This window comes from Brevundimonas sp. GW460-12-10-14-LB2, from assembly GCF_001636925.1.
GTDB classification, from domain to species: domain Bacteria; phylum Pseudomonadota; class Alphaproteobacteria; order Caulobacterales; family Caulobacteraceae; genus Brevundimonas; species Brevundimonas vesicularis.
Map to the genome: position 1 here is coordinate 2636756 of NZ_CP015511.1, position 25128 is coordinate 2661883.

20 protein-coding genes and 1 pseudogene are annotated in these 25128 nt (G+C 67.0%); 7 read left to right on the plus strand and 14 right to left on the minus strand.

Translation table 11 applies throughout. The features are described 5' to 3' along the window. Window positions 1-23 precede the first annotated feature (23 nt). Complete coding sequence (locus A4249_RS13105) at window positions 24-530, plus strand: RNA polymerase sigma factor (protein WP_176758348.1); 507 nt, start codon at window positions 24-26, stop codon at window positions 528-530. 106 nt (window positions 531-636) lie between these two features. On the opposite strand, the gene A4249_RS13110 is transcribed toward A4249_RS13105, so the two are convergent. Further along, the gene (locus A4249_RS13110) at window positions 637-2340 is read right to left on the minus strand and encodes a DUF3363 domain-containing protein (protein ID WP_197458390.1); all 1704 of its coding nucleotides are present in this window, start codon (window positions 2338-2340) and stop codon (window positions 637-639) included. A gap of 446 nt (window positions 2341-2786) precedes the next feature. On the opposite strand from A4249_RS13110, the pseudogene A4249_RS13115 reads away from it, so the two are divergent. After that, window positions 2787-3032, plus strand: a pseudogene (locus A4249_RS13115) (phosphoglucosamine mutase); the annotation flags it as partial. Here A4249_RS13115 and A4249_RS13120 read toward each other — a convergent pair. Both A4249_RS13120 and rph read right to left on the minus strand, forming a co-directional pair. Further along, the gene (locus tag A4249_RS13120) at window positions 3029-3490 is read right to left on the minus strand and encodes a hypothetical protein (RefSeq protein ID WP_156494720.1); all 462 of its coding nucleotides are present in this window, start codon (window positions 3488-3490) and stop codon (window positions 3029-3031) included. The pseudogene A4249_RS13115 and the gene A4249_RS13120 sit on opposite strands and share 4 nt — an antisense overlap. Before the next feature lie 64 nt (window positions 3491-3554). After that, entirely contained in the window at window positions 3555-4280 is a 726-nt protein-coding gene (gene rph / locus A4249_RS13125; protein WP_066553378.1) for a ribonuclease PH, read from the minus strand. Between the two features lie 66 nt (window positions 4281-4346). On the opposite strand from rph, the gene hrcA reads away from it, so the two are divergent. Beyond that, complete coding sequence (hrcA, locus tag A4249_RS13130) at window positions 4347-5441, plus strand: heat-inducible transcriptional repressor HrcA (RefSeq protein WP_066555198.1); 1095 nt, start codon at window positions 4347-4349, stop codon at window positions 5439-5441. 44 nt (window positions 5442-5485) lie between these two features. After that, on the plus strand, window positions 5486-6073 hold the full coding sequence (gene grpE, locus A4249_RS13135; RefSeq protein ID WP_197458550.1) for a nucleotide exchange factor GrpE: 588 nt from the start codon (window positions 5486-5488) through the stop codon (window positions 6071-6073). A gap of 24 nt (window positions 6074-6097) precedes the next feature. Here grpE and A4249_RS13140 read toward each other — a convergent pair whose 3' ends face one another. From A4249_RS13140 to A4249_RS13170, 7 genes are all read right to left on the minus strand, one after another. Then, complete coding sequence (locus tag A4249_RS13140) at window positions 6098-8140, minus strand: S8 family peptidase (RefSeq protein WP_066555201.1); 2043 nt, start codon at window positions 8138-8140, stop codon at window positions 6098-6100. Window positions 8141-8413: 273 nt separating this feature from the next. After that, window positions 8414-9313, minus strand: coding sequence for a dienelactone hydrolase family protein (locus A4249_RS13145; RefSeq protein ID WP_066553382.1), 900 nt, complete (start codon window positions 9311-9313; stop codon window positions 8414-8416). A 164-nt stretch (window positions 9314-9477) separates the two neighbouring features. Next, window positions 9478-11082 (minus strand): bifunctional phosphoribosylaminoimidazolecarboxamide formyltransferase/IMP cyclohydrolase, encoded by a 1605-nt coding sequence (gene purH / locus A4249_RS13150; RefSeq protein WP_066553385.1) that lies wholly within the window; start codon window positions 11080-11082, stop codon window positions 9478-9480. 148 nt (window positions 11083-11230) lie between these two features. Continuing rightward, a complete protein-coding gene (locus A4249_RS13155) occupies window positions 11231-13078 on the minus strand; it encodes a heparinase II/III family protein (protein WP_066553388.1) in 1848 nt (615 codons plus the stop codon). Further along, the gene (gene rpe / locus A4249_RS13160; RefSeq protein WP_066553390.1) at window positions 13075-13740 is read right to left on the minus strand and encodes a ribulose-phosphate 3-epimerase; all 666 of its coding nucleotides are present in this window, start codon (window positions 13738-13740) and stop codon (window positions 13075-13077) included. Before rpe ends, A4249_RS13155 begins: the two co-directional genes overlap by 4 nt. Window positions 13741-13787: 47 nt before the next feature. Further along, on the minus strand, window positions 13788-15125 hold the full coding sequence (locus tag A4249_RS13165) for an RsmB/NOP family class I SAM-dependent RNA methyltransferase (protein ID WP_066553392.1): 1338 nt from the start codon (window positions 15123-15125) through the stop codon (window positions 13788-13790). Between the two features lie 47 nt (window positions 15126-15172). Beyond that, on the minus strand, window positions 15173-17149 hold the full coding sequence (locus tag A4249_RS13170; RefSeq protein ID WP_066553394.1) for a potassium transporter Kup: 1977 nt from the start codon (window positions 17147-17149) through the stop codon (window positions 15173-15175). A gap of 168 nt (window positions 17150-17317) precedes the next feature. Between A4249_RS13170 and A4249_RS13175 the strand changes: the two genes are divergently transcribed. Both A4249_RS13175 and A4249_RS13180 read left to right on the plus strand, forming a co-directional pair. Continuing rightward, on the plus strand, window positions 17318-17788 hold the full coding sequence (locus A4249_RS13175) for an Rrf2 family transcriptional regulator (protein ID WP_066553396.1): 471 nt from the start codon (window positions 17318-17320) through the stop codon (window positions 17786-17788). Between the two features lie 7 nt (window positions 17789-17795). After that, on the plus strand, window positions 17796-18593 hold the full coding sequence (locus A4249_RS13180) for an SDR family NAD(P)-dependent oxidoreductase (protein WP_066553399.1): 798 nt from the start codon (window positions 17796-17798) through the stop codon (window positions 18591-18593). On the opposite strand, the gene lpdA is transcribed toward A4249_RS13180, so the two are convergent. The 4 genes from lpdA to A4249_RS13200 form a co-directional block, all read right to left on the minus strand. Next, window positions 18594-19991 (minus strand): dihydrolipoyl dehydrogenase, encoded by a 1398-nt coding sequence (gene lpdA / locus A4249_RS13185; protein WP_066553402.1) that lies wholly within the window; start codon window positions 19989-19991, stop codon window positions 18594-18596. Window positions 19992-20453: 462 nt separating this feature from the next. Next, entirely contained in the window at window positions 20454-22109 is a 1656-nt protein-coding gene (locus A4249_RS13190; protein WP_082854171.1) for a 2-oxo acid dehydrogenase subunit E2, read from the minus strand. 1 nt (window position 22110) lies between these two features. Then, entirely contained in the window at window positions 22111-23235 is a 1125-nt protein-coding gene (locus A4249_RS13195; RefSeq protein ID WP_197458391.1) for an alpha-ketoacid dehydrogenase subunit beta, read from the minus strand. Between the two features lie 2 nt (window positions 23236-23237). After that, window positions 23238-24473: a thiamine pyrophosphate-dependent enzyme gene (locus A4249_RS13200; RefSeq protein ID WP_199061472.1), complete on the minus strand. Its 1236-nt coding sequence runs from the start codon at window positions 24471-24473 to the stop codon at window positions 23238-23240. A gap of 161 nt (window positions 24474-24634) precedes the next feature. Between A4249_RS13200 and A4249_RS13205 the strand changes: the two genes are divergently transcribed. Beyond that, a complete protein-coding gene (locus A4249_RS13205; RefSeq protein ID WP_066553406.1) occupies window positions 24635-25123 on the plus strand; it encodes an Lrp/AsnC family transcriptional regulator in 489 nt (162 codons plus the stop codon). Window positions 25124-25128: the final 5 nt, after the last annotated feature.

The following is a 25128-nucleotide window of genomic DNA, read 5'->3' on the forward strand; positions in this document are numbered from 1 at the left end:
TTTCGCTGATCGGAGGCGAATTCGTGACGTCTGGTGGTCGACAGTCTAAAACCGTGCCGGCGCTTTCTACCGGAAGCGACGCCGAGACCCTTTTCGCTACCCACGGCGCATGGTTGCTCGGCTCGTTGCGACATCGGTATGGCGCCGACCTCGCCGAAGACCTCCTTCAGGACACCTATTTCAATATCCTGCGACAGAAGCGTCCTGTCGAAATCCGTAAACCAAAGGCCTTTCTGCTCCAAGTCGCCCGCAATCTGTTCGTGAGCCGTTACCGCCGCGATCGCCGGCGAGAGGAACTGGACGCATGGCAGTCGCTTCCCACCACCCAGGCCGCAGCACAGGACGCATCCCTGCTCTTGAAGGAAGTCGTGCTGGGCCTTCCGCAACCGCTTCGCGACGTCTTCCTGCTCAGCCGTTTCGGCGGCATGACCAACCAGGAAATCGCCAATCATCTCGGCATCCGGCTGAAAACAGTCGAATGGCGGATGACCAAGGCTCTAGCCCAATGTGCGGCACAGCTGCGCGATTGAGGCCGGGGATCGAGGCTCCCCCCGCCGTATACTTGGACTTCGCGAGCGCGTCCCGAAGCTGACGATAGGAACTCAACCCAACCCCCGCGGATCCCGTGCATGTAGGCTAAAGCTCTAGTCCCAAACCCCGGCCCCGCTCTCCGAATCGAAACTCCACACGCCCCGCCTGCAGAACCGCGGTGAGAGCTTGGCCACGGCAGGCCTCCAACCCGGCGCGCCACGGCGCTAGCGTTACGACAGAGCGGCTTTCGACCGCCGCATAGGTTCGGCCGCCCATGTGAACGCTATCGTTGTAGACGCCTGAGAAGGGCTGTCCCTCTTCGGCCTTTACGACCAACTTCTCGTCCTTCCCAAGCCTCTTGAACTGCGCGTCGATCTCCATTTTCCAGAGGGCGAGCATGTCCTTATCGGTCAGCTTTGAGCCATCGCCGATCCCCCACCCCCTGCGAGTCTCCGCCCGTTCCTGTCCCAACCTTCTGGCTTTATCCGCCATAGACCCCAAGCCGGGATCAGGTTCGAGGCCGCCGGCCACCCGGTCCAGCCAGGTGACGCCCCGCGCTTCGGTCTGGAGGTGTAGAGGCCTGACGTCGAGCACGCGGACGTCCACATCGGCAGGACCATGTCGCGCCTGATCCGCCGCCAACGCCCGCGAGATGTAGTCGGGTGGAATGGCGAACCGGCCGTCGCCCCGAGGCTCGACAGCGCCTTGAAGGCGCATGGCTTCCAGCCGTCGAAGATGGCGCTCGATGAAAACAGGCCGATCTTCGGGCCGGACCACGAGATGATCAGCCTTAGAGTAAACGCCATTCCTCAGTTGCGCGATCTGAGCGATGGTCCGGTCTGAAGCCCTCGCCCTCCACGGCCTTCCCCGCAGTTCGATAAGGGCCCGCTCGGGTACGCGATCCAGGATCATAACGCGATCCAATGACGCCAGCCGGACATGCCCCAGACGACCATCCATGGTCTCAAGCACGAGCAACTGGGCCGCCTTCTTGTGCCACTTGAGCGGCTGAACGCCGGCGTAAGCGCCAACGATCACCTCGCCTTCCGAGAGGCTCAGCGGTTCAAGGCGATGCGTCTGCCCGCCCCAGAAGCCGCCCCATATGGCGCGCGTTGCGGCGGCTTCACGCGCCTCCTGTTCGCCGACACTTCGCAGGATGTCCCGCAGGTTTTCCGGAAGAATCCAAAGGCCTTGGCTGTCTCGGGTAGCCCATCCGCGACGCTCAAGATGGACCAGGCGGCGCTGTGCGTTGGCGCGTTCTCCGCTGTCCAGACCCTCAAGGTTGACCCGTCCGTCGTCCTGGCGTCGCAGAAGCGTGTCGTCCATCGCTGTCAGCCGGTCCGCCGTCAGATCGCGGGAGGAAGCCGTCCGGTCGGATCTCGGGCCCAGGATCTCGGTCGCCAGGGCTTCGCACCGGCCGCGCAGCCCATGCGCCGCATAACCGCGGCTGAAGATAAGGTCGCGTCCATCGTCCCGCACACCGCGTAGGATGATGTGGAGATGGGGACGTCCGGTATCGAAGTGCGCAACGGCAAGCCATTCGAGCGGCGTGCCGGTGTCGATCTCAATCTGCTTCATCATCCGCCGTGCGAACGACCTGACGTCCGCGAGCTCTTGTCCGTCTTCCGGATTCACGACAATCCGATAATGACGGCGGTCGTCGGCCCACCGATCGACCTGCGCCCTGGCGTCAGGCCGGTCCTCCAGCGGCCCAAAAAACGCGGCTCTCGCCCCGTCCTCGCCCGCGCCCTCCCGTCCGAAGTACCGCACGCAGGCTTTCAACGACGCGCGCGCGTTCGGCGTCTTCATCACCACCTTGACCTTGACGAAGACACGTCGTGACGGCCCGGCGCCCCGGAAGGCCGGCCGGACCCTCTGGACGACCGCCTTGGCGGCAAAGTGTCGTGTTCGCGCCCTGGAGGGCATCGACGCTGTCGCGCGTCCGGGGAGCAGAACAGCCCCGTGGGGATAGTGATCTCGGTGCGCCGTCATTGACGGACGGAATGGGAAATCGTCTGAATCGTGAGGCTTGGCCATGGGGAACCGTCGTCATCGACCGGCTTGTCCGCAAACCGCCCACCGGTCGCCGAGCAGGTTTGCGAATAATATCGCGCCTGTCCCGTTTTGAGTTGTTCCATCCGATTGACGGCGTTTGATCAGCTTTGATCCGGGTGCATCACGATCCATGTGTCCGCGGAAAGGACCTGAGTGCTTCTGATAACCGCCCATTACATCCTCTTCGCCGCCGCACGTCAGCCCGCCAGTTCGAGCCCGTGCCCCAAAAGCGGGAGAACATGCGCTTCACCGCCGACAAGCCGCTGGAGACCGACACGGTCAAGGCCGCCATCGCCGAGGCCGAAGCGGCGCTGAGCGGTCAGGGACGGCTGCTGGTGCGTCCCTCGGGCACGGAAAAGCTGATCCGCGTCATGGCCGAGGGCGACGACGAGGCGCTGGTCAAGCGGGTGGTGGCCAATGTCGCGGGCGCGGTACGCTCAGCCTAACGCTTGCACGCCGCCGGCGGGTCGCCGTCGCGTTCCCACAGTTTGCAGGATCGGTCGATCTCCCCCTGGATCAGGTCGCAAGGATTGGCGGCGTTGCAGGGCGGGCGGGTCGCCGGGCTGACCTGGATGCAGCGCTCGACCAGCCGGGCCGAGGCGGCGGCGCCGATGGCGTCGCGGCAAGGGACCTCGCTGACCGGAACCGGCTGAGCGGGCATGTCGGGACCCTCGGGAATGCTGGCCTCGACGTCCTCGGCCGGTTTGGTCGCTTCCTTCTCCGCAGCCGCCGGCTTGGCGGGCGGGGCAGGCGGCGGGGCGTCGGGCGCCAGTGGAACCGCGTCGATGACGTTGCTGCTTGCCGCAGCGTCTCCGGACGCAGGCTGATCGGCTGGATCAGCGCGCTGACATCCGGCCATCAACACAACGCAGGCGGCCATTGAAAGCCAGGGGGATCGACGCATCGACTTGTCTCCGGTCAGGACTGACCGAACGAGGATGCCCGTCCGCGCCTCGAGGTGAAACCCCCTATGGCTTCACCGCCGCCAGGGCCGCCTTCTGCAAGGCGAACAGTTCGGTGCAGCCGGTCTCGGCCAGCGAGAAGAGCCGGTCGAACTCGGCGCGCGAGAAGCCGCGCTTCTCGCCGGTGGCCTGGACCTCGACGATCTGGCCCGAGCCGGTCAGGACGAAGTTCGAATCCGCCTCGGCCTCGGAATCCTCTTCGTAATCGAGGTCCAGCACCGGCACGCCGTCGCAGACGCCGCATGACACGGCCGCCACCTGATCCGTGATCGGGTCGGCCTTCAGCACGCCCTCGTCGCGCAGATAGTTCAGGGCCAGGCTCATGGCGACCCAGGCGCCGGTGATCGACGCCGTGCGGGTGCCGCCGTCGGCCTGGATGACGTCGCAGTCGATCAGCACCTGACGTTCGCCGAGCGCCTTCAGGTCCACCACGGCGCGCAGGGAGCGACCGATCAATCGCTGAATCTCTTGCGTGCGGCCCGACTGTTTGCCGGCGGCGGCTTCACGACGCCCGCGCGTGTGGGTGGCACGGGGCAGCATGCCATATTCAGCGGTCACCCATCCCTGGCCCGTGTTGCGCATCCAGCCCGGCACCTTGTCCTCGATCGAGGCGGTCACCAGCACCTTGGTGTTGCCGAAGCTGATCAAGCACGAGCCCTCGGCATAGCGGTTGACGCCGGTCTCGATGGTCACGGGACGCAGTTGATCATCGGTGCGTTGCGAATGGCGCATGGGAGGGATCCTTGGAAGTCTGACCTTGGAAGCTGAGGCCGCGGTGCTTATCCTGAAACCGTGAGCCTGTATGCCCCGAAAAACCCGCCGTTCGACGCCGGCCAGTCCCTCGCGGGTTTGGCGGGGCTGGATGCGCGGGCGCGCGACATCTTCCGTCGCATCGTGGAATCCTATCTGGAGACCGGTGAGCCGGTCGGGTCGCGGACCCTGTCGCTGGGCGGCATCGCCCTGTCGCCTGCCTCGATCCGCAACACCATGCAGGATCTGACCCTCGCGGGACTGCTGGCGGCGCCCCACACCTCGGCCGGGCGGATTCCCACCCACGCGGGCCTGCGTCTGTTCGTCGATGGCCTGCTGGAAGTCGGCGACCTGACTAAGGAAGAGCGTCGCGAGATCGACGGGCGGCTGGCGGGGCGCGGTCGGAACTTCGAGGCGGCGCTGGATGAGGCCTCCAACCTGCTGTCGGGCCTGGCCGGCGGCGCGGGCGTCGTTTCCAGCCCCGTGCGCGATTCCGGCGTCAAGCACGTCGAGTTCGTGGCCCTGGGCGGGGACCAGGCCCTGGCCGTCATCGTCGCTGACGACGGCACGGTCGAAAACCGCATCATGACCCTGTCGGCCGGCGTCACGCCTTCGACCCTGGTCGAGGCCTCCAACTTCCTGAACGCCCGCCTGCGCGGCCGCCCCTTCGCCGACGCCAAGCGGGAGATGACCCAGGAGCTGGAAATTGCACGGCGTGAACTGGACCAAACGGCCGCCCGCCTGGTCGAGGACGGATTCGCTGCGTGGTCCGGCGGCCAGGATCGCGAGCGCGCCCTGATTGTGCGGGGCCGCGCCAACCTGCTTCAGGACCGGGAAGGCTTGGCCGATCTGGAGCGGGTCCGCGTCCTTTTCGATGATCTGGAGCAGAAGGAACAGCTGATCGGCCTGCTGGACGGCGTCGATGCGGCCCAAGGCGTGCGCATTTTCATCGGCGCCGAGACACGGTTGTTTTCACTTTCGGGTTCCGCCGTGATCGCGGCGCCCTATATGAGCGGCCGACAGCGGGTTCTGGGCGCCATCGGCGTGATAGGCCCCGCAAGACTGAACTACGCCCGTGTCATTCCGTTGGTGGACTATACCGCCCGGGTGCTGGGCCGGATGCTGGACGGGAACGACAAGTGAGCGACAAGCCCCTTAACGACGAACTAAACGCCGTGGATGCCGACATGGCCGAAACCAACGCCGAACACGGCCTGGACGCCCATCCGTCAGACGATCTGGCGCCGCTGGACGCCGTGATCGCCGAGCGTGACGAATGGAAGGACCGCGCCCTGCGCGTCGCCGCCGAGATGGAGAATCTGAAGCGCCGTTCGGAGACGCAGCAGAATGACGCCCGCGCCTTCGCCATCCAGCGCTTCGCCAAGGACCTGCTGGGCGTCGCCGACAATCTGGAACGCGCCCTGATGGCTGCGCCCAAGGACGCCGAGGGCGCGACCGCCGGTCTGATGACCGGCTTGGAACTGACGCAGAAGGCCCTGCTGCAAGCCTTCGACGCCAACGGCCTGAAGCGCGTCGCGCCCCAGGCCGGCGAGGCCTTCAACCCGCATCTCCACCAGGCGATGATGGAACAGCCGTCCGAGACCGTGCCTGGCGGATCGGTGATCCAGACCATGCAGTCCGGTTTCGAACTGTTCGGCCGCACCGTGCGCCCCGCAATGGTCGTCGTCGCCGCCAAGGGATCCGGCGCCCAGACTCCCAACCCGTATGGCGCCGCCCCCGCCGCCGACGGTCAGGCCTTCGACGGCAAGGCCTGATCCGCGGTCTTCAGGCGGCGTCGGTCAGAACTGACGCCGCCAGGCTCCGATCAAGGCGAACTCCGGCGGCGCGTCTGCGACATGGCGCGGCTCGCGGCTGGCGACCGCTTGCAGCGTCATGCTGGACCCATCCCACAGCCGACGTTCGCCACCGAGGATAAAGTCGATCTGGCGGCCGCTGGGCGTCGCCGAGAAGCTGCGGCGCGAATAGGTCAGCGGATCGAAATATTCGACCGGTACGTCCGCCAGCATGGCCGAGAAGGTTCCGCGCTCGATCCTGAGCGGCTGAGCCAGGGTGAAGCTGATCCGGTCACAGATCATCGAACAGCCCGTCAGGAGCCCCAGCCGCCAGTTCGAACTGATCGCCGCCTGATCCGTCGACAGGAATCGGCCCTCGATCCGGGTCGCCCCCATCCCCGCCTCGCCGATCAGACGCAGGCCCGGCCGAAGGGTCCAGTCGCCACCCAGCGCATAGAAGCTGGTTCGTGACGGCAGGGCGAAGTCGGACCCGCCCGGCAGGAAGGCGCCCAAGGGCCCGAGCCGTTCATCCAAGGCGCCGACGCTGAACGAAAGACCGCCCTCCGCTCCGCGCCATCCGATCGCCGCCCGACTATAGGTCGAAGCGTCCTGCTCGACACGTCGCAGCGGCATCCGACGATCGCCGCCGCCGCTTTCGCCCGAGACCGTCACCGGGCCGAACCGCATGGCGCCCCGCACGGCGTGGTCGGCCTGAGCCAGGGCGGCGAAACCGTCGCCCGCCGCGCCGTTGAACGGCGATGTCGCCCCGCCTTTTCCTTGCCAGACCGAGAAATTCATCCGACCCGTGGCGACATCCAGCATCGCCTCCTGCCGCGGCTCGTCCCCCATCCAGGGCGCATCATACAGATCGTGACGAGGCGCGATCGGGTCAGGTCGGGCGCTGGGTTGGGCCGCGATCAGGTTCAATCGACCGCCGCCCGGCAGAGCCAGGCTGGTTGTCGCCGTGGTATTCTGCTCGAACGGCGCCGCCTGATAGGATCGGCTCGGCGCAGTCGGATAGGCGCCGCCCAGTTGGACGGCGAACATCCGATCGTAGGCGTCGTAGAGCACTGTATTCAGCGCCGTCTGCCGACCGAAAGCGTCCCCGAACGCCGCGCCGACGAAGCTGCCCGGTTCGCTCATGCTGACGATGGAGCTTCCGTCCGCCATCGGCGTCGAGGTCGTTCCGACCGGTCTGAACGCGCCGGCCATGTCCAGCAGGCCGCGCCCATAAACGATGTCCGTGCCGGGATCGCCGGCGTCGCGTGCGGTCGTCAGCAAGATATCCAGAGCGGCACGCGCCGACAGATTGGGGAAGGCCTGCATCAGCAAAGCGAGCGCGCCGGACACATGCGGCGCCGAGAAGGATGTGCCGTTGACGCGCCAACACGACGTGCCCTCGCACCCAGTGATCACATCCTCGCCCGGCGCAGAAATATAGCCGGCCGCCGTATCCCCTGCCCGGTTCGAGAAGCTGGACATCGCATCGGTCGCACCGTGCGATCCGACCGCGATGACGCTGCCAGCAAACCGGGGGTCGATGGCGTAACGCGCGGGCCAGCCCGGATTGGCGTTTCCGTCATTGCCCGATGAGGCCACGATCACGGCGCCCGAGTTGACCGCGCGCAACAGCGCCGACTCGAACGCCGAGCCCAGCCGCCCGTCGCCGCCCAGCGACATGTTGATGATCTTGACGCCATTGGCGACGGCATAGTCCAGTGCGCGCACCAGATCCGAACTGCTGAAACAGACCTCGGTATTCTTGTCCGTACAGTCAGAGATATCGGTGCGGATCGACAGGATCGTCGAATTGTACGCCACCCCGATCGTACCGAACCCGTTGAAGTTCGAGGCGATCACGCCCGACACGCGCGTGCCGTGGCTGCTTGACGCCACATAGGGCGTATTGCGCCCCACGACGACGTCGGTCGAGGCGCTGGAGATACGCCCCTCCAACTCTGGCAAGGTATTGGCGATGCCGGAGTCGACGACGGCGACGGTGACGCCGGCTCCAGTCGCCCCGGCCTGCCAAGCGGATTGGACCTTCATATTGGCCAAGCCGTAGTTCCGCAGATACTCGCTCGACGTGACCGAGGGAGGCGGAGGCGGTGGTGGGGGAGGCGGCGGGGGTGGCGGGGGCGGAGGAACGGGGGGCGTGATCGTGCCGCCGCCGCCACCGCCTCCACCACCGCCTCCGCACGCTGCGAGAGGCAGAAACAGCAGGCCGATACCCAGGACGATCGCCCCGCGAAGCCGCAATCCGTTCACGCCCTACCCTCCCATACTCGGGCTGCTCCCCGCAGCCTTGGCGCCAGTAACGCCCTAATTCTTTAACGCTTTATCGAACGTCGCCAGCAGCTTGGACCAGCCGTCCTTGGCGTCTGCTTCCGAGTAGCTTGCGCGGTAGTCGGCGTGGAAGCCGTGCTGGGCGTCGGGATAGACGACGATCTGGCTGCCGGTCTGGCCGGCGCGGGCCAGGGCTTCGCGCATCCGTTCGACGCTGGCCAATGGGATGCCCTGATCCTTGCCGCCATACAGGCCGAGCACAGGCGCTTTCAGATCGTCAGCGATGTCGACCGGCCAAGGTTGGCCCGATGAGATCTGAACCGGCGTGGCGTCTGCGGCGGGCGCCAAGCGGCCGTACCAGGCCACACCCGCGCCGATCGCGGCGAAGCGGGCCGCCGCCTGCCACACCACCTTGCCGCCCCAGCAGTAGCCGGTGATGCCGACCTTGCCATCCTTGGACCACGACTGCTGGCTGGCCCATTCCAGCGTCGCCGACAGGTCGCCCATCACCTGCTCGTAGTGGGCCGCGCCGACGATCTGCATGATCCGCTGCATGTCCGACAGGGGCGCGGGATCCTCGACCCGGACGAAGAAGGCGGGCGCGATGGCGGCATAGCCCTGCTTGGCCAGACGGCGGCAGATGTCGCGGATATATTCGTGGACGCCGAAGATCTCGGACACAACCACGACCACCGGGAACGGCCCCTCGCCCGCAGGCCGCGCCACATAGGCCGGAAGCTGGAATCCGTCCGGCGCGGCATAGGTCACGGTCTCGGTGGCCAGACCCGCTTCGTCGGTGGTGATCGGCTTGGCCTCTTTCGCCAGGGCCGCGATCGCATAGCCGGAAAACAGCAAACCCCCCAATGCGCCCAGAGTTCGACGGCTCAGTTTCAGGTCGTCGGCGGTCTGGCCTTCGGGGCGGATCAGCACGGTCATGGGACGCTCCAACGCGGTAAAGCACTCAGAGCATCACGACAAACGGCGACCGTCCAGTCACGTTAAGGCGCGCTGTTGAAGTCTCGACGACTCCACAAACGAGAAGAAGGGCGCTCAAGCAGCGAGCGACCGCGTCGCGAGCGTTAGCGCCCTTCTTCTCAAGATCAATGCCTGAAGACCCGCACGCCGGTGAAGGCCATGGCGATCCCCTTTTCGTCGGCGGCGGCGATGACCTCGGCGTCGCGCATCGAGCCGCCCGGCTGGATCACCGCCGTGGCGCCGGCCGCGACCGCTTCCAAGAGGCCGTCGGCGAAGGGGAAGAAGGCTTCCGAGGCGCAGGCCGAGCCTTCGGCCAGCGACTGGGTCAGGCCCTTGGCTTCCCCCGCTTCCTTGGCGCGGATGGCGGCGATGCGGGCGCTGTCGCGGCGATTCATCTGGCCGGCGCCGATGCCCGCCGTCTGGCCGTCCTTGGCATAGACGATGGCGTTGGACTTGACGTGTTTGGCCACGGTGAAGGCGAACAGCATGTCCTGGATTTCGGTCGGGGTCGGCTGGCGCTTGGTGACGATCTTCAGGTCCGCCGGCTTGATGAGGCTGCGATCCCGCGACTGAACCAGGAAGCCGCCGGCGACCGAGCGGAACACCTCGCCCGCGCCGTGCGGATCGGGCAGGCCGTCGGTGATCAGGAGGCGCAGGTTCTTCTTGGCGGCGAAGACAGCCTCGGCCTCCTCGTCCGCGCCCGGTGCGATGACGACCTCGGTGAAGATGCCGGTGATGGCGCGGGCGTCGTCGCCGTTCAGCGGACGGTTGACCGCGATCACGCCGCCGAAGGCCGAGACGGCGTCGCATTCCAGCGCGCGGGCATAGGCTTCCGACAAGTCCTTGCCCACCGCCACGCCGCACGGGTTGGCGTGTTTGACGATGACGACGGCCGGCTGTTCGAACTCGGCGACCAGTTCATAGGCGGCGTCGGCGTCGGCGATATTGTTGTAGCCCAACTCCTTGCCCTGGACCTGTTCGGCATAGGCCACGCCCGGACGACGTTCGCCGGTGCGATAGAAGGCGCCGGTCTGGTGCGGGTTCTCGCCATAGCGCAGGGTCTGGGCCAGCGAACCGGCGATGGACTTGCGCGCCGGGGCGGCGTCTTCGATCTGGCTCGCGAACCAGCCCGAGACGGCGGCGTCGTAGGCGGCGGTGCGGGCGAAGGCGCGGGCGGCCAGACGCTTGCGCAGGGCCAGATCGGTCGAGCCTTCCGCCTTCAGCGCCTCAAGGATCAGGCCGATGCTCTCGCCGTCGACGGCGACGGCGACATAGCCGTGGTTCTTGGAGCCGGAGCGGATCATGGCCGGGCCGCCGATGTCGATGTTCTCGACCGCCGCCTCGAACGCGCCGCCGGCCGCGACGGTGCTTTCGAACGGATAGAGGTCGATCCAGACGATATCGATGGCGCCGATGCCGTGGTCGGTCATGGCCTGGGCATGGTCGGCCGCGTCACGCACGCCCAGAAGGCCGCCGTGAACGATGGGGTGCAGGGTCTTGACCCGGCCGTCCATCATCTCGGGGAATCCGGTCAGATCGGCCACGTCCTTGACCGGCAGGCCCAGTTTCTCGATCGCCGCGCGGGTGCCGCCGGTCGAGACCAGCTCGACGCCCAGATCATGCAGGGTGCGGGCTGCATCCTCCAACCCCGCCTTGTCGGACAGGCTGATCAGGGCGCGTTTCGGCTTCACCTGATCGGGCGCGGGCGGAAAGTCGGGAGCGGCGGGCATGAGGCGGCGTCCGTGAAGTCTGGGGGAGGATGGCGCGCCCTCTAGCGCCAAACCGCTTCGCCGTCACCCCACGGACGGTTTCAGAGCCTGATCGGCAGAGATCAAATCGCTGCGCGATTTTATCGTGGCCGTGGATCAGGCTCTTGCATCATGTCGGTTCGCCGCTCGCCCCGGCCGGGCTCAGCTTCCAGCGGATCTTGGTCTCGCTGTCGGTGCGGGCCGAGCCGCGCACCACGATCTGCAGACTGCGGCGCGTCAGGCCGGCGTCGATATGGACGCTGGGTTCGATGGCCACGTCCGGCCCGTCGGTCCTGAACCACCAGCCCCGGCCCGAGGCGCCGCGCAGCAGGATCGAGCGTCGGTCGCGCGCCAGAGAGGCCTGAACCCCCGGCTCCAGATGGAAGCGGATGGCATAGGGCGCCGCAATCTGGCGCACCATCTCCTTGCGGCCGGGTGTGGGGAAGAGTTTTTCTTCGGCCCGCAGTTCGTCCAAGCGCTGGTCCAGATAGAGCCGGCGTTGATGGTTCAGGCCGAACAACTCATTCCAGCCGTCGTGTTCCATCTCCAGCCAGACGGCGCCGTCTCCGTCGCGCAGGTCGGTGGTCACATGGATCGGCGGTCCGACCAAGCGCGGGCCCAAGAGCTCACCCTTCCAGCCGCCCAGCGGTTCGTTCAGCGATCGCTCGCCCAAGGTCAGGGTCGAATGGGCCGGCGTCAGCCGCAGGGCCTGGCGGTCGGTCGAGGCCGGCGTCCACCCCGAGCCGGTCACCAGACGATCCTTGCCGCAGGCGATCTCCAGCGCCAGCGGCTGGGCGCAGGCGGCCGCCCCCCAGGCGTCGCGCGCCGGCGGGGCGGTGTCGGCGATGATGGTGAGCAGGGGGCTGGCGATGCGCGTCAAGCCGGCGACCGTACCGGTCGCTGCAGGCGCTACGTCGCCGCTGGCCATCGCTTCGTCGTCGTGGGCGCAGGCGGCCGCGACGCGTTCGAACGTGGAGGGGCCGCCGCCCTGGAAGCTGGCCAGACGACCATCGGGCAAGGTCAGCAGGCGCAGGCCCTGCGTCAGCCGGGCGATCGCGGCCGAGATGCTCTCCGGCGTCGGTTCGGACAGTTGCGACAGGGCGTCGTCCAGCGTCAGCAGATCGAGCAGCAGCTCAAGCCCCGCCTCGGGACTGCGCGAGGCGTGGCCGCCGTCGGCCTGCACCGTCGTCTTCAGGGCGCCGTCCAGCCGCGACAGCGCGCGGCGACGCAAGGCCTGCCCTGGCGCCCCCGCCAGCACGCAGCCGCCGATGGCCGCCGCCGTCAACCGCTCGGCCCGGCTGGCCAGACCGCCGGGCGGACGCAGCAGTTGCCGGGTCTGGCGCGCCAGACTATCGGCCAGTTTCAGCCGCTCGGCCTCGGTCGCAACGGCGCCCATCCGCCGTGCGCCGCACGCCAGATTGACGACCCGCCGCGCCAGGATTTCCGGTCCCCAGGCGAAGGGCGACCACCGTGCAAAGGCGTCAGCCCAGGCCAGGGTCAGACGCAGCGCCTCGCGCGCGCCACGGTCGCCTTGAGCCATCAGGCCAGGCAACCAGGCGAAGGCGTGAAGCTCGACCGCAAAGGGCCGCGAGGGACTGGGTCGGTTCCACGGATCGGTCGGCGGCTCGACCTCCATCGAGGCGCCCGCCAACATGAAACGCCCGGCCAGGACATTGCGCCCCGGCGCCGGATCATGAGGGCGGAAATCGCGCGGCGTGGCGGCGAAGGCCGTCACCTTGCCCCCGCCCAGCGGCGACCCCAGCGTCAGCCCATAGCCGGGCAGGCCGTAAAGCTCGATCCACAGCTGTCGCGTCGCCATCCGCCCGGCGATGGCGGGCCACAGGCCGGGACCGGCGGCGGCGTCGCCCGACCGCACCGGCGTCCGCACCGGGGCGCCGGGCAGGCCGGGGATCTGGCCCGAGGCGACGTCCAACGTCGTTTCCGGCCCCCGAGGGGCGAAGGGGCCGAGCGGGCTCACGATACGGCCGGGGCGGCTTTCAGGGCGGCGATGTTGGTCGCGTAATCGCCCTTGAACACGAACGACCCAGCGACCAGAGCATCGGCCCCAGCGGCGACGCAGGCCCCGGCGTTGGCGGAGGTTACGCCGCCGTCCACCTGAAGGTGAGCCGACGAACCGGCGCGGTCGAGAATGGCCCGCGCGCCCGCGATCTTCTTCAGCGAACTGTCGATGAACTTCTGACCGCCAAAGCCCGGATTGACCGACATGATCAGCACCAGATCGACCAAATCGACCACCTCTTCCAGGATCGACAGTGGCGTCGCCGGGTTGAACACGACGCCTGCCTTGGCGCCCAGCTGGCGAATGCGACCCAGGGTGCGGTGCAGGTGCGGCCCGCTTTCAGGGTGAACGGTCAGGACATCGGCGCCCGCCTCGCGGAACGCCTCCAGCCATGGATCGACCGGCGCGACCATCAGGTGCACGTCGAACGGCAAGGTCGTGTGCGGTCGGATCGCCTTTACGATGTCGGGGCCAAGCGTGAGGTTCGGCACGAAATGCCCATCCATTACATCGACGTGGATCCAGTCGGCGCCCGCCGCCTCAAGCGCGCGGACTTCTTCACCCAGCCGCGCGAAATCGCTGGCGAGGATCGACGGGCAGATCAGAGGGGTAACGGCCATGGCCTTCCGGATAAGGCGGGTTGCGGGCGGGAGCAAGGCGCTCCCGCTCAGGACACCCGTTCCAGCCTTGCCGCGAAGAAGCCGTCCAGTCCGCCGTGTTCGGCCCACATGGAGGGCAGGATGCGCAGCCAGCCTTCGGGCGTCAGCGCCTCGGGCGGGGCGCCGACGGCGGTCGGATCGGCGGCGACGGTGCGGAAGGCAGGATTGCGACGCAGGAAGGCGATGATCTGGGTCTCGCCCTCCTCGCGCTCCAGCGAGCAGGTGCAATAGACCAGACGGCCGCCCGGCTTGACCCGTTCGGCGGCGGCGTCGAGCAGGCGGTGCTGGACGTCGGCCAGCTTGGCGACCTCGGCGGGCTTGGTGGCGCGCAGGACCTCCGGATTGCGGCGGAAGGTGCCCGTCGCAGTGCAGGGGGCATCCAGCAGAACGGCGTCGAAGACGCGGGCGTCCTCCCAGTCCTCTGCCGGGACGGCGACGACTTCGGCGGTCAGGCCGGTCCGCTCAAGATTCTGCGTCAGGCGTTTCAGGCGCGGGGCCGAACGGTCGAGCGCGACGACCGAGGCGCCGGTGGCCGCCAGTTGCAGCGTCTTGCCTCCGGGCGCGGCGCACATGTCGAGCGCCGTCTCGAGGGGCTTCACATCCAGCAGCCGGCCGGGCACGGCGGCGGCCGCGTCCTGAACCCACCAGTCGCCGTCTTCGAAACCGGGCCAGCCGGCCACATCGCCGCGACGGCCGGTGCGAACCGTGCCCCCGGGCAAGGCTTCGCCCTCGACAGCGGCGGCGACCGCGGCGGGATCGACGCCTGGCTTCAGGCTGAGATCGGTCGCGGGTTCTTCGCGCGCGGCCAGGGCCAGTCCCGCCAGGGCGGCCTCGCCATAGGTCGCCTTCCAGCGCGCCGCGATCCAGTCCGGCAGATTGCTTTCGGCCGTGGTCAGGCCGGGGCCTTCGCGTCCAACCCCGCGCAGCACGGCATTGACCAGGTTCTTGTAGGGCCGGGTCTTGGGATCGCGCTCAGCCAGTTTCACCGCCGTCGAGACGGCGGCGAAGGCGGGCGTTTCCAGCACCAGAGTCTGGGCCAGGGCGATGCGCATCAGGGTGCGCACGGCCTCGGGCGGCGACTTCTTCAGGCGGCGATCCAGGATCTGGTCGATCTCGCCCAGACGACGCAGGGCCGCCATGGCGACGGCGCGAGCGAACGCGCGATCCACCGGCTCCAGCGCGCGGGCGGCAGGCTGGGACAGGGCTTCGTCCAGTCCGTTGCGCTTCTCCAGCGCGGCGTTCAGCAGGATGCCGGCGACGACGCGGGCCTCGACGCCGATATCGTCCTGCGACGGCCCTTGAGGGGCCTCAGCCGGGGCCGGGCGCGGGCGGCCCCTGGTGGCCATGCGACGCCCGCGCGCCTGCGAGCTCTGCCCACCACGTCCCTCGATGCTCATACCGCCACCTGCGCGCCAAGTTCGACCACGCGGCCGGGCGGGATGTGGAAGAAGTCGGTCGGATTGGCGGCGTTGCGCATCAGGAAGATGAACAGCTTGTCCTGCCAAAGCGGCATGCCTTGACGCGCCGACGGGATCAGCGAACGGCGACCCAGGAAGAAGCTGGTCGACATGATGTCGAACTTCAGCCCCTGTTTGCGGCATAGGCCCAGGGCGCGCGGCACGTTCGGCGTCTCCATGAAGCCATAGGTGACCGTGACCTTTTTGAAGTCGTCGTTGATCGGCTCCATCCGCACCCGGTCGGCCTCCTTGACGCGCGGGCGCTCGGAGGTGCGCACGGTCAGGATGACGTTCTTCTCGTGCAGCACCTTGTTGTGCTTGAGATTGTGCATCAGGGCGACCGGCGCGACATCGGGATCCGAGGTCAGGAAGATGGCCATGCCCGGCGCACGATGCGGCGGACGAGCCTGAAGCATCTCGATCAGATCGTTCAGCGGCAGGCTGTCCTTGCGTGTCTTGGCCGTCAGGATCTGCGTCCCGCGCACCCAGGTCCACATCACCACGACCAGCAGGGCGCCCAGCACCAGCGGCATCCACGCCCCGTCCGGAATCTTCAGCAGGTTGGACGTCAGGAAGACGCTGTCGATGAAGGCGAACGGAATAAGGGTCCCGGCCACCGCCCACATCGGCCACTTCCAGCCCTTTCGGATGACCGAATAGGCCATCAGCGTATTGACCAGCATTGTGCCTGTCACCGCCACGCCATAGGCGGCGGTCAGGTTATGCGAGCTCTGGAACACGACCAGCAGCACCAGCACCCCGACCATCAGGAAGGTATTGACCGCCGGCACGAAGATTTGGCCGGCCTGGGTCTCGGAGGTGTTTTTGATGTCGATGCGCGGCAGAAGGCCCAGCTGCACCGCCTGTTGCGTCACCGAGAAGGCGCCGGTGATCACCGCCTGGGACGCGATGACGGTCGCGGCGGTCGCCAGGATCAGCATCGGCCAATAGGCGAACTGCGGCACCATGTTCCAGAACGGGTTCTCGGATGCGGCCGGATTGTCGAGGATCAGGGCGCCCTGGCCCAGATAGTTCAGCGTCAGGCACGGCAGGACGAAGGCCAGCCAGCCCATGCGGATTGGAGCCTTTCCGAAATGGCCCATGTCGGCATAGAGGGCCTCGGCCCCCGTGACGGCCAGGAAGACGCTGCCCAGGATTACGAAGCCCAGGAAGCCGTCGTTGAGCAGAAGCATGACGCCATAGTGGGGCGACAGGGCCCGCAGCACGCTGACGTCGTCGAAGATATGATACAGGCCCAGCGCCCCCAGGCTCAGGAACCAGACGGCGGTGATCGGGCCGAAATACTTGGCCAGGCTGGCCGTGCCGCGTGACTGGACCAGGAACAGAGCGATCAGGATGCCGGCCGAGATCGGCACGATGAAGGAATCCAGCCGCCCGGCCAGACCCGGCGCGTCCTGCAGCCCTTCGACGGCGGACAGGACCGAGATGGCGGGCGTGATGATGCCGTCGCCATAGAAAAGGGCCGCGCCGCAAACGCCCAGAATAAAGATCCAGGCGCTACGCCGACCGACCGCGAACTGGGCCAGGGCCATCAGCGACAGGGTGCCGCCCTCGCCCTTGTTGTCGGCGCGCATCAGGAAGAAGACGTATTTGAACGTCACCACCACCATCAGCGCCCAAAACGCCAGCGACACGACGCCGATCACGGCCAGATCGCCGCCGACGCCGGAGCGCGCATGGTCGATCGCCTCGCGCAGGGCGTAGAGCGGGCTGGTGCCGATGTCGCCGAACACCACGCCGATCGCGCCGATGGTCAGGGCCCAAAATCCGCCGTGCTTGGCGGCCTGGCCGCCCGGGATGTGGGATTCCGGACCCGTGGCGTGGGTGGGCTTGTCCGGCGTGTTCGACGCAGGCGAGGGAGCGCTCGCGTCGTGGGGAGTGTCCCCGGCCATGCGTATCCTCCGGGTCTCCGACGCGGCGTCGGTCCCTTCAAAGCGGCGAGCCTTTAGGCCCATTCCACGCGGTCTTCAATCGCGCCGCAGCGGATTCGGTTTCGGCGTTCTGCGGCGCGATTTGTGATTCGGCCCCTGAACGCCTATTTTCGCATCAGGAACAGAACCATGTCAGACAGCCAACGCTTCCCCGTCGCCGCCCACGCCCTGGCCTATATGGCCCACAAGGGCGCGTTCGGGCCTGCGCAGGCGATGCCCAGCGGCGTGCTGGCGTCCTCGATCCCGACCAATCCCGTCGTGGTGCGCCGCGTGACCGCCCTTCTGGCCAAGGCTGGGCTGATCGCCACCCGTCCGGGCGCGACCGGCGGCTCCTGGCTGTTGCGTCAGCCCGAGGACATTCGGCTGGATCAGGTGCTGAAGGCGGTGAACGGCTGCGCCCACATCGGTTCGCCCCCTGCCGGCGCCAAGGGTTGCCCGATCAGCGAACATATCCCGCGCCAGGTCGCCAAGGCCCTGACCGCTGCGGACGAGGCCGCGACCGAAGCCCTGTCCAAGATCACCATCGCCGACCTTCTGGCCGAGAACCCGATGTCGCTAGCGGCCTTTGCGCCGCACAAGTCCTGCCCCGTCGCGGCCTGATCGCGCCGTGAACCGAACCGTTCTGATCACCGGCGCCTCCGCCGGCATCGGCGCGGCCCTGGCCCGTATCTATGCGGCCGAGGGTTGGAATGTGATTCTGACGGCGCGTCGCCAAGCCCCGTTGCAGGCCCTAGCCGACGACCTGACCGCCGCCCACGGCGTGACCGCGACCGTCATCCCCGAAGACCTGTCCGACCCCGCGGCGCCCGAGCGGCTGGTCGCGACCATCGAGACCCGCGGCCTGACCGTCGACGGCCTGGTCAACAATGCGGGATTCAGCCGTGTCACCGGCTTTCTGGACACCGACCTGGACACCCATCGCGCCATGATGCAGGTCATGCTGACCGCGCCGGTCGAGCTGTCGCGCCTGTTGCTGCCCGGCATGATCCAGCGGGGCTTCGGCCGGGTGCTGAACGTCGCCTCCCTGGCCGGCCAGATGCCCGCGACTGGGGGCGACACCCTGTACGGACCGATCAAGAGCTTCTTGATCAAGGCGTCGCAGGGCTTGCATCTTGAGACGCAGGGGACCGGCGTTCACGTCACCGTGCTGAACCCCGGCTACACCCTGACCGAATTCCACGACGTTAACGGCTCGCGCGAGCAGGTCTCCAGCGCCTATCCGGCCTGGATGTGGATGGACGCCGCGCGCGTGGCGCGCATCGGCTATGACGCCTGCGAGGCCAACCATCCCAGCGTCACCCCCGGCGTCATGAACAACGTCATGGCCGGACTGGCCCGCTTCCTGCCCGATGGCCTGGCGCTTCGCATGGTGGCGAACCACGCGAAGCGGCTGGACCGGATCTGATCAGATGTGGATGGCGTGCCCGAGGGCGCGCAGGCTGGCCTCGTGGAAGGCCTCGCCCAGGGTCGGGTGGACATGGATGGTTCCGGCCACGTCTTCCAGCACCGCCCCCATCTCCATCATCTGGGCAAAGCTGTTGGACAGTTCCGACACATGCTGGCCGACCGCCTGGATGCCCAGGATGCGGTGATCGGCCTTGGACGCGATCACCCGCACGAACCCGCCGTCCTCGCCCGCCTCGATGGCCAGGGCGCGGCCGATCGCGGCGAAGGGGAAGACCGACTGGATCACATCGTCGCGGCCCGCGACCTCGTTCGGGCCCAGACCGGCCGAAACGATTTCGGGCTCGGTGAAACAGACGGCGGCGATGGTGACGGGATCGAAGATGCGGTCGTGGCCGGCGATGATTTCGGCGACCACCTCGCCCTGGGCCGAGCCCTTATGCGCCAGCATGGGTTCGCCGGTCAGGTCGCCTACGGCCCAGACGTTCTTCATGGAGGCGGCGCAGCGTTGGTCGATCTTCACGAACGGGCCAGCCATGGCCACGCCCATGTTTTCCAGACCCCAGCCCTGCGTACGGGGACGCCGACCGACCGTGACCAGCACCTTGTCGGCGTCCAACTGCAGCGGCTCGCCGTCCTTCGTCGTGATCGACAGCTTACCGTCACCGAAGCCCCCAGCGCGCGCGCCCAGGTGCAGCTCGACACCATGCTTCTCCAGCCACTTGGCGACCGGATCGGTCAGAGCCTTGTCGTAGAGCGGCAGGATACGCTCGGCCATTTCGACGATGGCCACCTCGGCGCCCAGCTTGCGATAGGCGATGCCCAGTTCCAGGCCGATATAGCCGCCGCCCACGACGACCAGCTTCTTGGGAACCTCCGACAGGCTCAGCGCCTCGGTCGATGAAATGACGTCGCCGCCGAACGGCAGGAAGGGCAGTTCGACCGGCTCGGACCCTGTCGCGAGAATGACGTGTTCGGCGGTGATGCGGATGTCGCCTTCGTCGGTCTTCACAACGCAGGTCTTGGCGTCGGCGAACTCGGCCCAGCCCTTGATGACCTTGACCTTGGCCTTCTTCAGCAGGGCCGCGACGCCGGCGTTCAGCTTACGGACGATGCCGTCCTTCCACGCGACCGTCTGCGACAGGTCGATGGCGGGCGCCGCCGCCGTGATGCCCAGCGTCCCGCCGCCCGCCGCCTTGGCCACCGTCTCGAACTTGCCCGCCGCATGGATGATGGCCTTGGACGGGATACAGCCGACGTTCAGGCAGGTGCCGCCCAGCCCGTCGCCGCCGTCCACCAGCACGGTGTCCAGCCCCAGTTGGCCGCACCGAATGCCGGCGACATAGCCGCCAGTGCCCGCGCCGATGATCAGGACTTTGGTTTTCAGGGTTTGGGTCATGGATTTTCGTTTTGACGCATGTGTTGAACAAATTGCTCGGCAATCTGAAGACCGAAGCGCCGAAGCTGCCACTCGTTCAAGGGAGCGGGATCCTCATGGTTGGCATCCATTACGAACCCGGTGAGACAATTGGGGTCGTTCTGAGGATGAACTCTGTCACCGTCCGCATGGCACATAGAACGACGTAGTCTGATGAGTGCGTCGAAAGCTGAGCCGCCGCTTAGCGGAGCAGGCAAAGACCATGGCTCGTCCGCAGCACCTTCGGCTTTCCACCGTGCGGCTAGCGCCTGAGCTAGTGGCTCCGGCCTTCGCACCCGCTCGGCGGTCCAGGCGAAAATGGCCGTGGACAGGCCCAAGGCAGCCGTCGTGCTGTACTTGTGGCCAGCAGTTTCCTCAAGAAGGAGTGCGAGCCGTTCGACAACATCAGCGTCCGTGGCCGCAACCTCAATCCGAGCCATATACTCACCCCATCCACAGCGTCGCAGGATGTTCCAGCAGTCCCTTGATCCGCTGGACGAAAACCGCCGCGTCGTGGCCATCGACGATGCGGTGGTCGAAGCTGGAGGACAGGTTCATCATCTTGCGCACGACCATCTGGCCGTCGCGGACCACGACCCGTTCGGCGATCTTGTTCGGACCGAGGATGGCGACCTCGGGGTGATTGATGATCGGGGTGTGGACCACCCCGCCCAGCGTGCCGAGCGAGGTGATGGTGATGGTCGAGCCGGACAGTTCCTCGCGCTTGGCCGAGCCGTCCTTGGCTGCGCCCGACACGCGCGCGATCTCCAGCGCCGTGTCATAGGGGTCGCGGGCCTCGGCGTGTCGCACCACCGGCACCATCAGGCCGTTCGGCGTCTGGGCGGCGATGCCCAGATGGACCGGAGCGTGCTGGGTCAGGACGCCGGCCTCATCGTCGTAGGTGGCGTTGATCTGCGGCTGGTCGCGCAGGGCGACCACGATGGCGCGGGCGATGAAGGGCAGCAGGTTCAGCTTGGGCTGATCCTTTTGCTTCGTCGCGTTCAGGTGGGCGCGCAGCTCCTCCACCGCCGTCATGTCGATTTCCTCGACATAGGTGATGTGGGGAATGCGGCGCACGCTCTCGGCCATCTTCTCCGCAATCTTGCGGCGCAGGCCGATGATCTTGACCTCGGTCGTCCCTTGCGCCTTCGCATAGGTCGAGCCGCCGCCGGACGGCGCCGGTGCGGGTTGCGAACCGCCGCGCGCGATAAAGCCGTCCAAATCCTCGTGCGTGATCCGACCCGCCGGGCCGGAACCGGGCACGAAGGTCAGATCGACGCCCAGATCCCGCGCGCGATTGCGCACGGCCGGCGAGGCCGACGGGCGTTCGCCGGGCGCACGTCCCGTCAGGGCGGGAACGGGCTTTGAGAGCGCAGTCGCTGAAGTCGCGCTTTGAGCCGTCGAAATCGCGGCGGAAGCCGTCGTCGCATTCTCGGTCGGCTTGGAGGCCGGTTTCGGCGCCGCGACGGGCGTCGATACATTGCCCCGACCCTCGACATCGAATGCGACCAGCGGTCCGCCGACCGGCACGGACTTGCCTGCCTCGCCGTACAGGGCGACGACGGTTCCGGCGACCGGCGAGGTGATTTCGACCGTAGCCTTGTCGGTCATGATGTCGGCGATGATCTGGTCTTCCTCGACCGCATCCCCGACCTTGACGTGCCAGCCGACCAGCTCGGCCTCGGCCGTGCCTTCTCCGACGTCAGGCAGTTTGAAGACATAGTTGCCGGATGTCGGCGCCTCGACAGCGGGGGCTGCCAGCGTTTCGACCTTCGGCGACTCGGCGATCACGGGTGCGGGATCCGGCTTGGCGGCGGCGGGGGCGACGGGCGTCGGGGCGTCATCGGCATTGCCCGCACCCTCGACCTCGAACTCCACCAAGGGACCGCGCACCGGCACCATGGCGCCGGGTTCGCCATGCAAAGCGACGACCTTGCCGCTGACCGGAGCGGTGATCTCGACCGTGGCCTTGTCGGTCATGACGTCGGCGACGATTTGGTCCTCGGCGACGGTGTCGCCGACCTTGACGTGCCATCCGACCAGTTCGGCCTCGGCGGTGCCTTCGCCCACGTCGGGCAGTTTGAAGACGAAACGTCCCATCTTATCGACCTCCCGTCATGACGCTCTTCAAGGCGTCTGCGACCCTTTGCGGTCCGGGGAAATATTCCCATTCGAAAGCGTGCGGATAGGGCGTGTCCCAACCGGTGACGCGCGCGATCGGCGCTTCCAGGGAATAGAAGCAGCGCTCCTGCACGAGAGCCGACAGCTCGCCGCCGAAGCCCGAGGTCTTGGGCGCCTCGTGCACAATGACGCAGCGGCCGGTCTTCTTCACCGAGGCCTCGATGGCTTCGATGTCCAGCGGCACGAGCGAGCGCAGGTCGATGACCTCGGCGTCCACGCCCGCGTGTTCCGCGCCGGCCAGGGCGACCCAGACCATGGTCCCATAGGCCAGGATGGTGACGTCGTTTCCTTCGCGCATCACGCGCGCCTTGCCGATGGGCTCGACATATTTGCCGGTCGGGACCTGGGCCAGATCCTGGGCCTTCCACGGCGAGACCGGCTTCTCGTGCCAGCCGTCGAATGGCCCATTGTAGAGCCGCTTCGGCTCGAAGAAGACGACCGGATCGTCATCCTCGATGGCGGCGGTCAGCAGGCCCTTGGCGTCATAGGGGTTTGACGGAATGACGACCTTCAGGCCCGCAATATGCGTGAACAGGCTTTCGGGCGACTGGCTGTGGGTCTGGCCGCCGAAGATGCCGCCGCCATAGGGGCTGCGCACCGTGATCGGCGACGTAAACTGACCGCCCGAGCGGTAGCGCATCTTGGCCGCTTCCGAGACGATCTGATCGTAGGCCGGATAGATGTAGTCGGCGAACTGGATCTCGACGACCGGACGCAGGCCATAGGCGCCCATGCCGATCGCGGCGGCGACGATGCCGCATTCCGAGATCGGGGCGTCAAAGCTGCGGGTTAGGCCGTGCTTCTGCTGCAGCTTGTCGGTGACGCGGAAGACGCCGCCGAAATAGCCGGCGTCCTCGCCGAACGACAGGACGTTGGCGTCTTCGGCCATCTTGACGTCGATGGCCGAGTTCAGCGCCTGGATCATGTTCATGGGGACCACGCCCGCGCCCGTCGCTTCCGAGGCGGGGGCGGCGTTCTGGTCGACCATGTCGGGCTCGACGCCGTCGTTGCGATCGGCGTCGGTGAAGGTGGCTTGCTCGCTCATGGTCAGACCCCCACCTCGCGGCGCTGTTCGATCAGCCGCCAGTCTTCGGTCGCATAGACCTCTTCGAACATCGTCTTCACGCTGGGACGCGACTGGCCCAGGGTGCCGATGGCTTCGGATTCCTTGCCAGCGGCGCGGACCTGCTCGACAGCGTCCTTCAGCGCGGCGGCGTGACGCTCGTCGTCCCATTCACCGATGACGGTCAGATGCTGGCGCAGACGTTCGATCGGATCGCCCAGCGGCCATTTCTCATGCTCGTCGCCGGGGCGATAGCGGCTGGGGTCGTCGGAGGTCGAGTGCGGGGCGCCGCGATAGGTGAAGAGCTCGATCACCGTCGCCCCCTGGTTCGACCGCGCGCGCTCCTCGGCCCACTGGGTCGCCGCCCAGACCGCTAGGAAGTCGTTGCCGTCCACCCGCAGGGCCGGCAGGCCATAACCGATGGCCTTGGAGGCGAAGGTCGTCTCAAGCCCGCCGGCGATGCCCTGGAAGGAGCTGATGGCCCACTGATTGTTGACGACGTTCAGGATGATCGGAGCGCGATACACGGAGGCGAAGGTCAGGGCGTTGTGGAAGTCGCCCTCAGCCGTAGCGCCGTCGCCGATCCAGCTGATGGCGATCTTGTCGTCGCCCTTGTAGGCGCTGGCCATGGCCCAGCCGACAGCCTGCGGCACTTGGGTGCCCAGATTGCCGCTGATGGTGAAGAAGCCGTAGTCCTTGGCCGAATACATGATCGGCAGCTGGCGGCCTTTGATCGGATCTTCGGCGTTCGAATAGATCTGGTTCATCATCGCGACCAGCGGATAGCCGCGTGCGATCAAAAGCCCCTGCTGGCGATAGGTGGGGAAGCCCATGTCCTCGCGGCTCAGGATCATGCCCTGCGCGACCGCAATAGCCTCTTCGCCGGTGCACTTCATGTAGAAGCTGGTCTTGCCCTGGCGGTGGGCGCGGTGCATCCGGTCGTCGAAGGCGCGCGTCAGGATCATGGCCTTCAGGCCCCGGCGCATCGTCTCGGGATCTAGGCGAGGGTTCCACGGGCCGACTGCGGCGCCCTCATCATCCAGCACCCGAATCAGGCGGAAGGCGAGATCGCGCATCTGATAAGGCGTCGATCCGACCTCGGGCCGTTCGACGACACCGGCAGGGTCCATCTGCAGATGGCTGAAGTCCGGCGTATCGCCGGGACGGCCGGACGGCTCCGGCACGCGCAAGGACAGGGGCTGGCTGTTCTTTTTGTTCATTTTATCGTTCATGCGGGCGTCCATATCCGTTCTGGGGTCCGTCCGTGTTTCCTCTGGACGTGTGATAACACGACCCCTAAGCAGGTGCTCGCTCAATTTGACCTTGCGCAATCCCGATATCGGGTATTTTATTTCGCGATAATCATAATCGGAGAAACGCATTGGCCGACGAACTCGACCCCATTGACGCCCGCATCCTGGATATCCTGCAACAAGACGCCGGGCTGTCGGTCGCAGAGGTCGCCGATCGCGTCGGACTGTCGGCCTCGCCATGCTGGCGGCGGATCAAGCGGCTGGAAGACTCCGGCCTGATCACCAAGCGCGTCACCCTGCTGAACGCTCAGCTTCTGGGCTTGGACTTCGAGGTCTACGCCATCGTCAAACTAATGCTGCCCTCGGCGGAAAACCTCAATGTCTTCGAGGCCGCCGTGGCCAAATGGCCGGAAGTGGTCCAGTGCGCCACCATCACGGGGCGCGAGGACTATGTGCTGCGCATCATCACCTCGGACATGCACGCCTTCGACCTGTTCCTGCGCGAGAAGCTGCTGGCCCTCGGCATCGTCTCGGACTGCGAAAGCCACATCGTCACGCGCGGCGTAAAGAATGTGACCGCACTGCCTCTTGGCATCATCACGCCTCACGTCGGATAACGTCG

Bases quoted from the DNA above. Each gene is read 5' to 3' on its own strand.
- A4249_RS13190 (WP_082854171.1), bottom strand. From the start codon at position 22,109: ATGGGACGTTTCGTCTTCAAACTGCCCGACGTGGGCGAAGGCACCGCC.
- A4249_RS13145 (WP_066553382.1), bottom strand. From the start codon at position 9,313: ATGACCGTGCTGATCCGCCCCGAAGGCCAGACCGCCGACGACCTGAAA.
- A4249_RS13120 (WP_156494720.1), bottom strand. From the start codon at position 3,490: ATGCGTCGATCCCCCTGGCTTTCAATGGCCGCCTGCGTTGTGTTGATG.
- A4249_RS13175 (WP_066553396.1), top strand. From the start codon at position 17,318: ATGTCAGACAGCCAACGCTTCCCCGTCGCCGCCCACGCCCTGGCCTAT.
- rph (WP_066553378.1), bottom strand. From the start codon at position 4,280: ATGCGCCATTCGCAACGCACCGATGATCAACTGCGTCCCGTGACCATC.
- A4249_RS13165 (WP_066553392.1), bottom strand. From the start codon at position 15,125: ATGGCCACCAGGGGCCGCCCGCGCCCGGCCCCGGCTGAGGCCCCTCAA.
- grpE (WP_197458550.1), top strand. From the start codon at position 5,486: ATGGCCGAAACCAACGCCGAACACGGCCTGGACGCCCATCCGTCAGAC.
- A4249_RS13110 (WP_197458390.1), bottom strand. From the start codon at position 2,340: ATGAAGACGCCGAACGCGCGCGCGTCGTTGAAAGCCTGCGTGCGGTAC.
- A4249_RS13170 (WP_066553394.1), bottom strand. From the start codon at position 17,149: ATGGCCGGGGACACTCCCCACGACGCGAGCGCTCCCTCGCCTGCGTCG.
- A4249_RS13195 (WP_197458391.1), bottom strand. From the start codon at position 23,235: ATGAGCGAGCAAGCCACCTTCACCGACGCCGATCGCAACGACGGCGTC.
- purH (WP_066553385.1), bottom strand. From the start codon at position 11,082: ATGCCCGCCGCTCCCGACTTTCCGCCCGCGCCCGATCAGGTGAAGCCG.
- rpe (WP_066553390.1), bottom strand. From the start codon at position 13,740: ATGGCCGTTACCCCTCTGATCTGCCCGTCGATCCTCGCCAGCGATTTC.
- A4249_RS13140 (WP_066555201.1), bottom strand. From the start codon at position 8,140: ATGAAGGTCCAATCCGCTTGGCAGGCCGGGGCGACTGGAGCCGGCGTC.
- A4249_RS13200 (WP_199061472.1), bottom strand. From the start codon at position 24,473: ATGAACAAAAAGAACAGCCAGCCCCTGTCCTTGCGCGTGCCGGAGCCG.
- lpdA (WP_066553402.1), bottom strand. From the start codon at position 19,991: ATGACCCAAACCCTGAAAACCAAAGTCCTGATCATCGGCGCGGGCACT.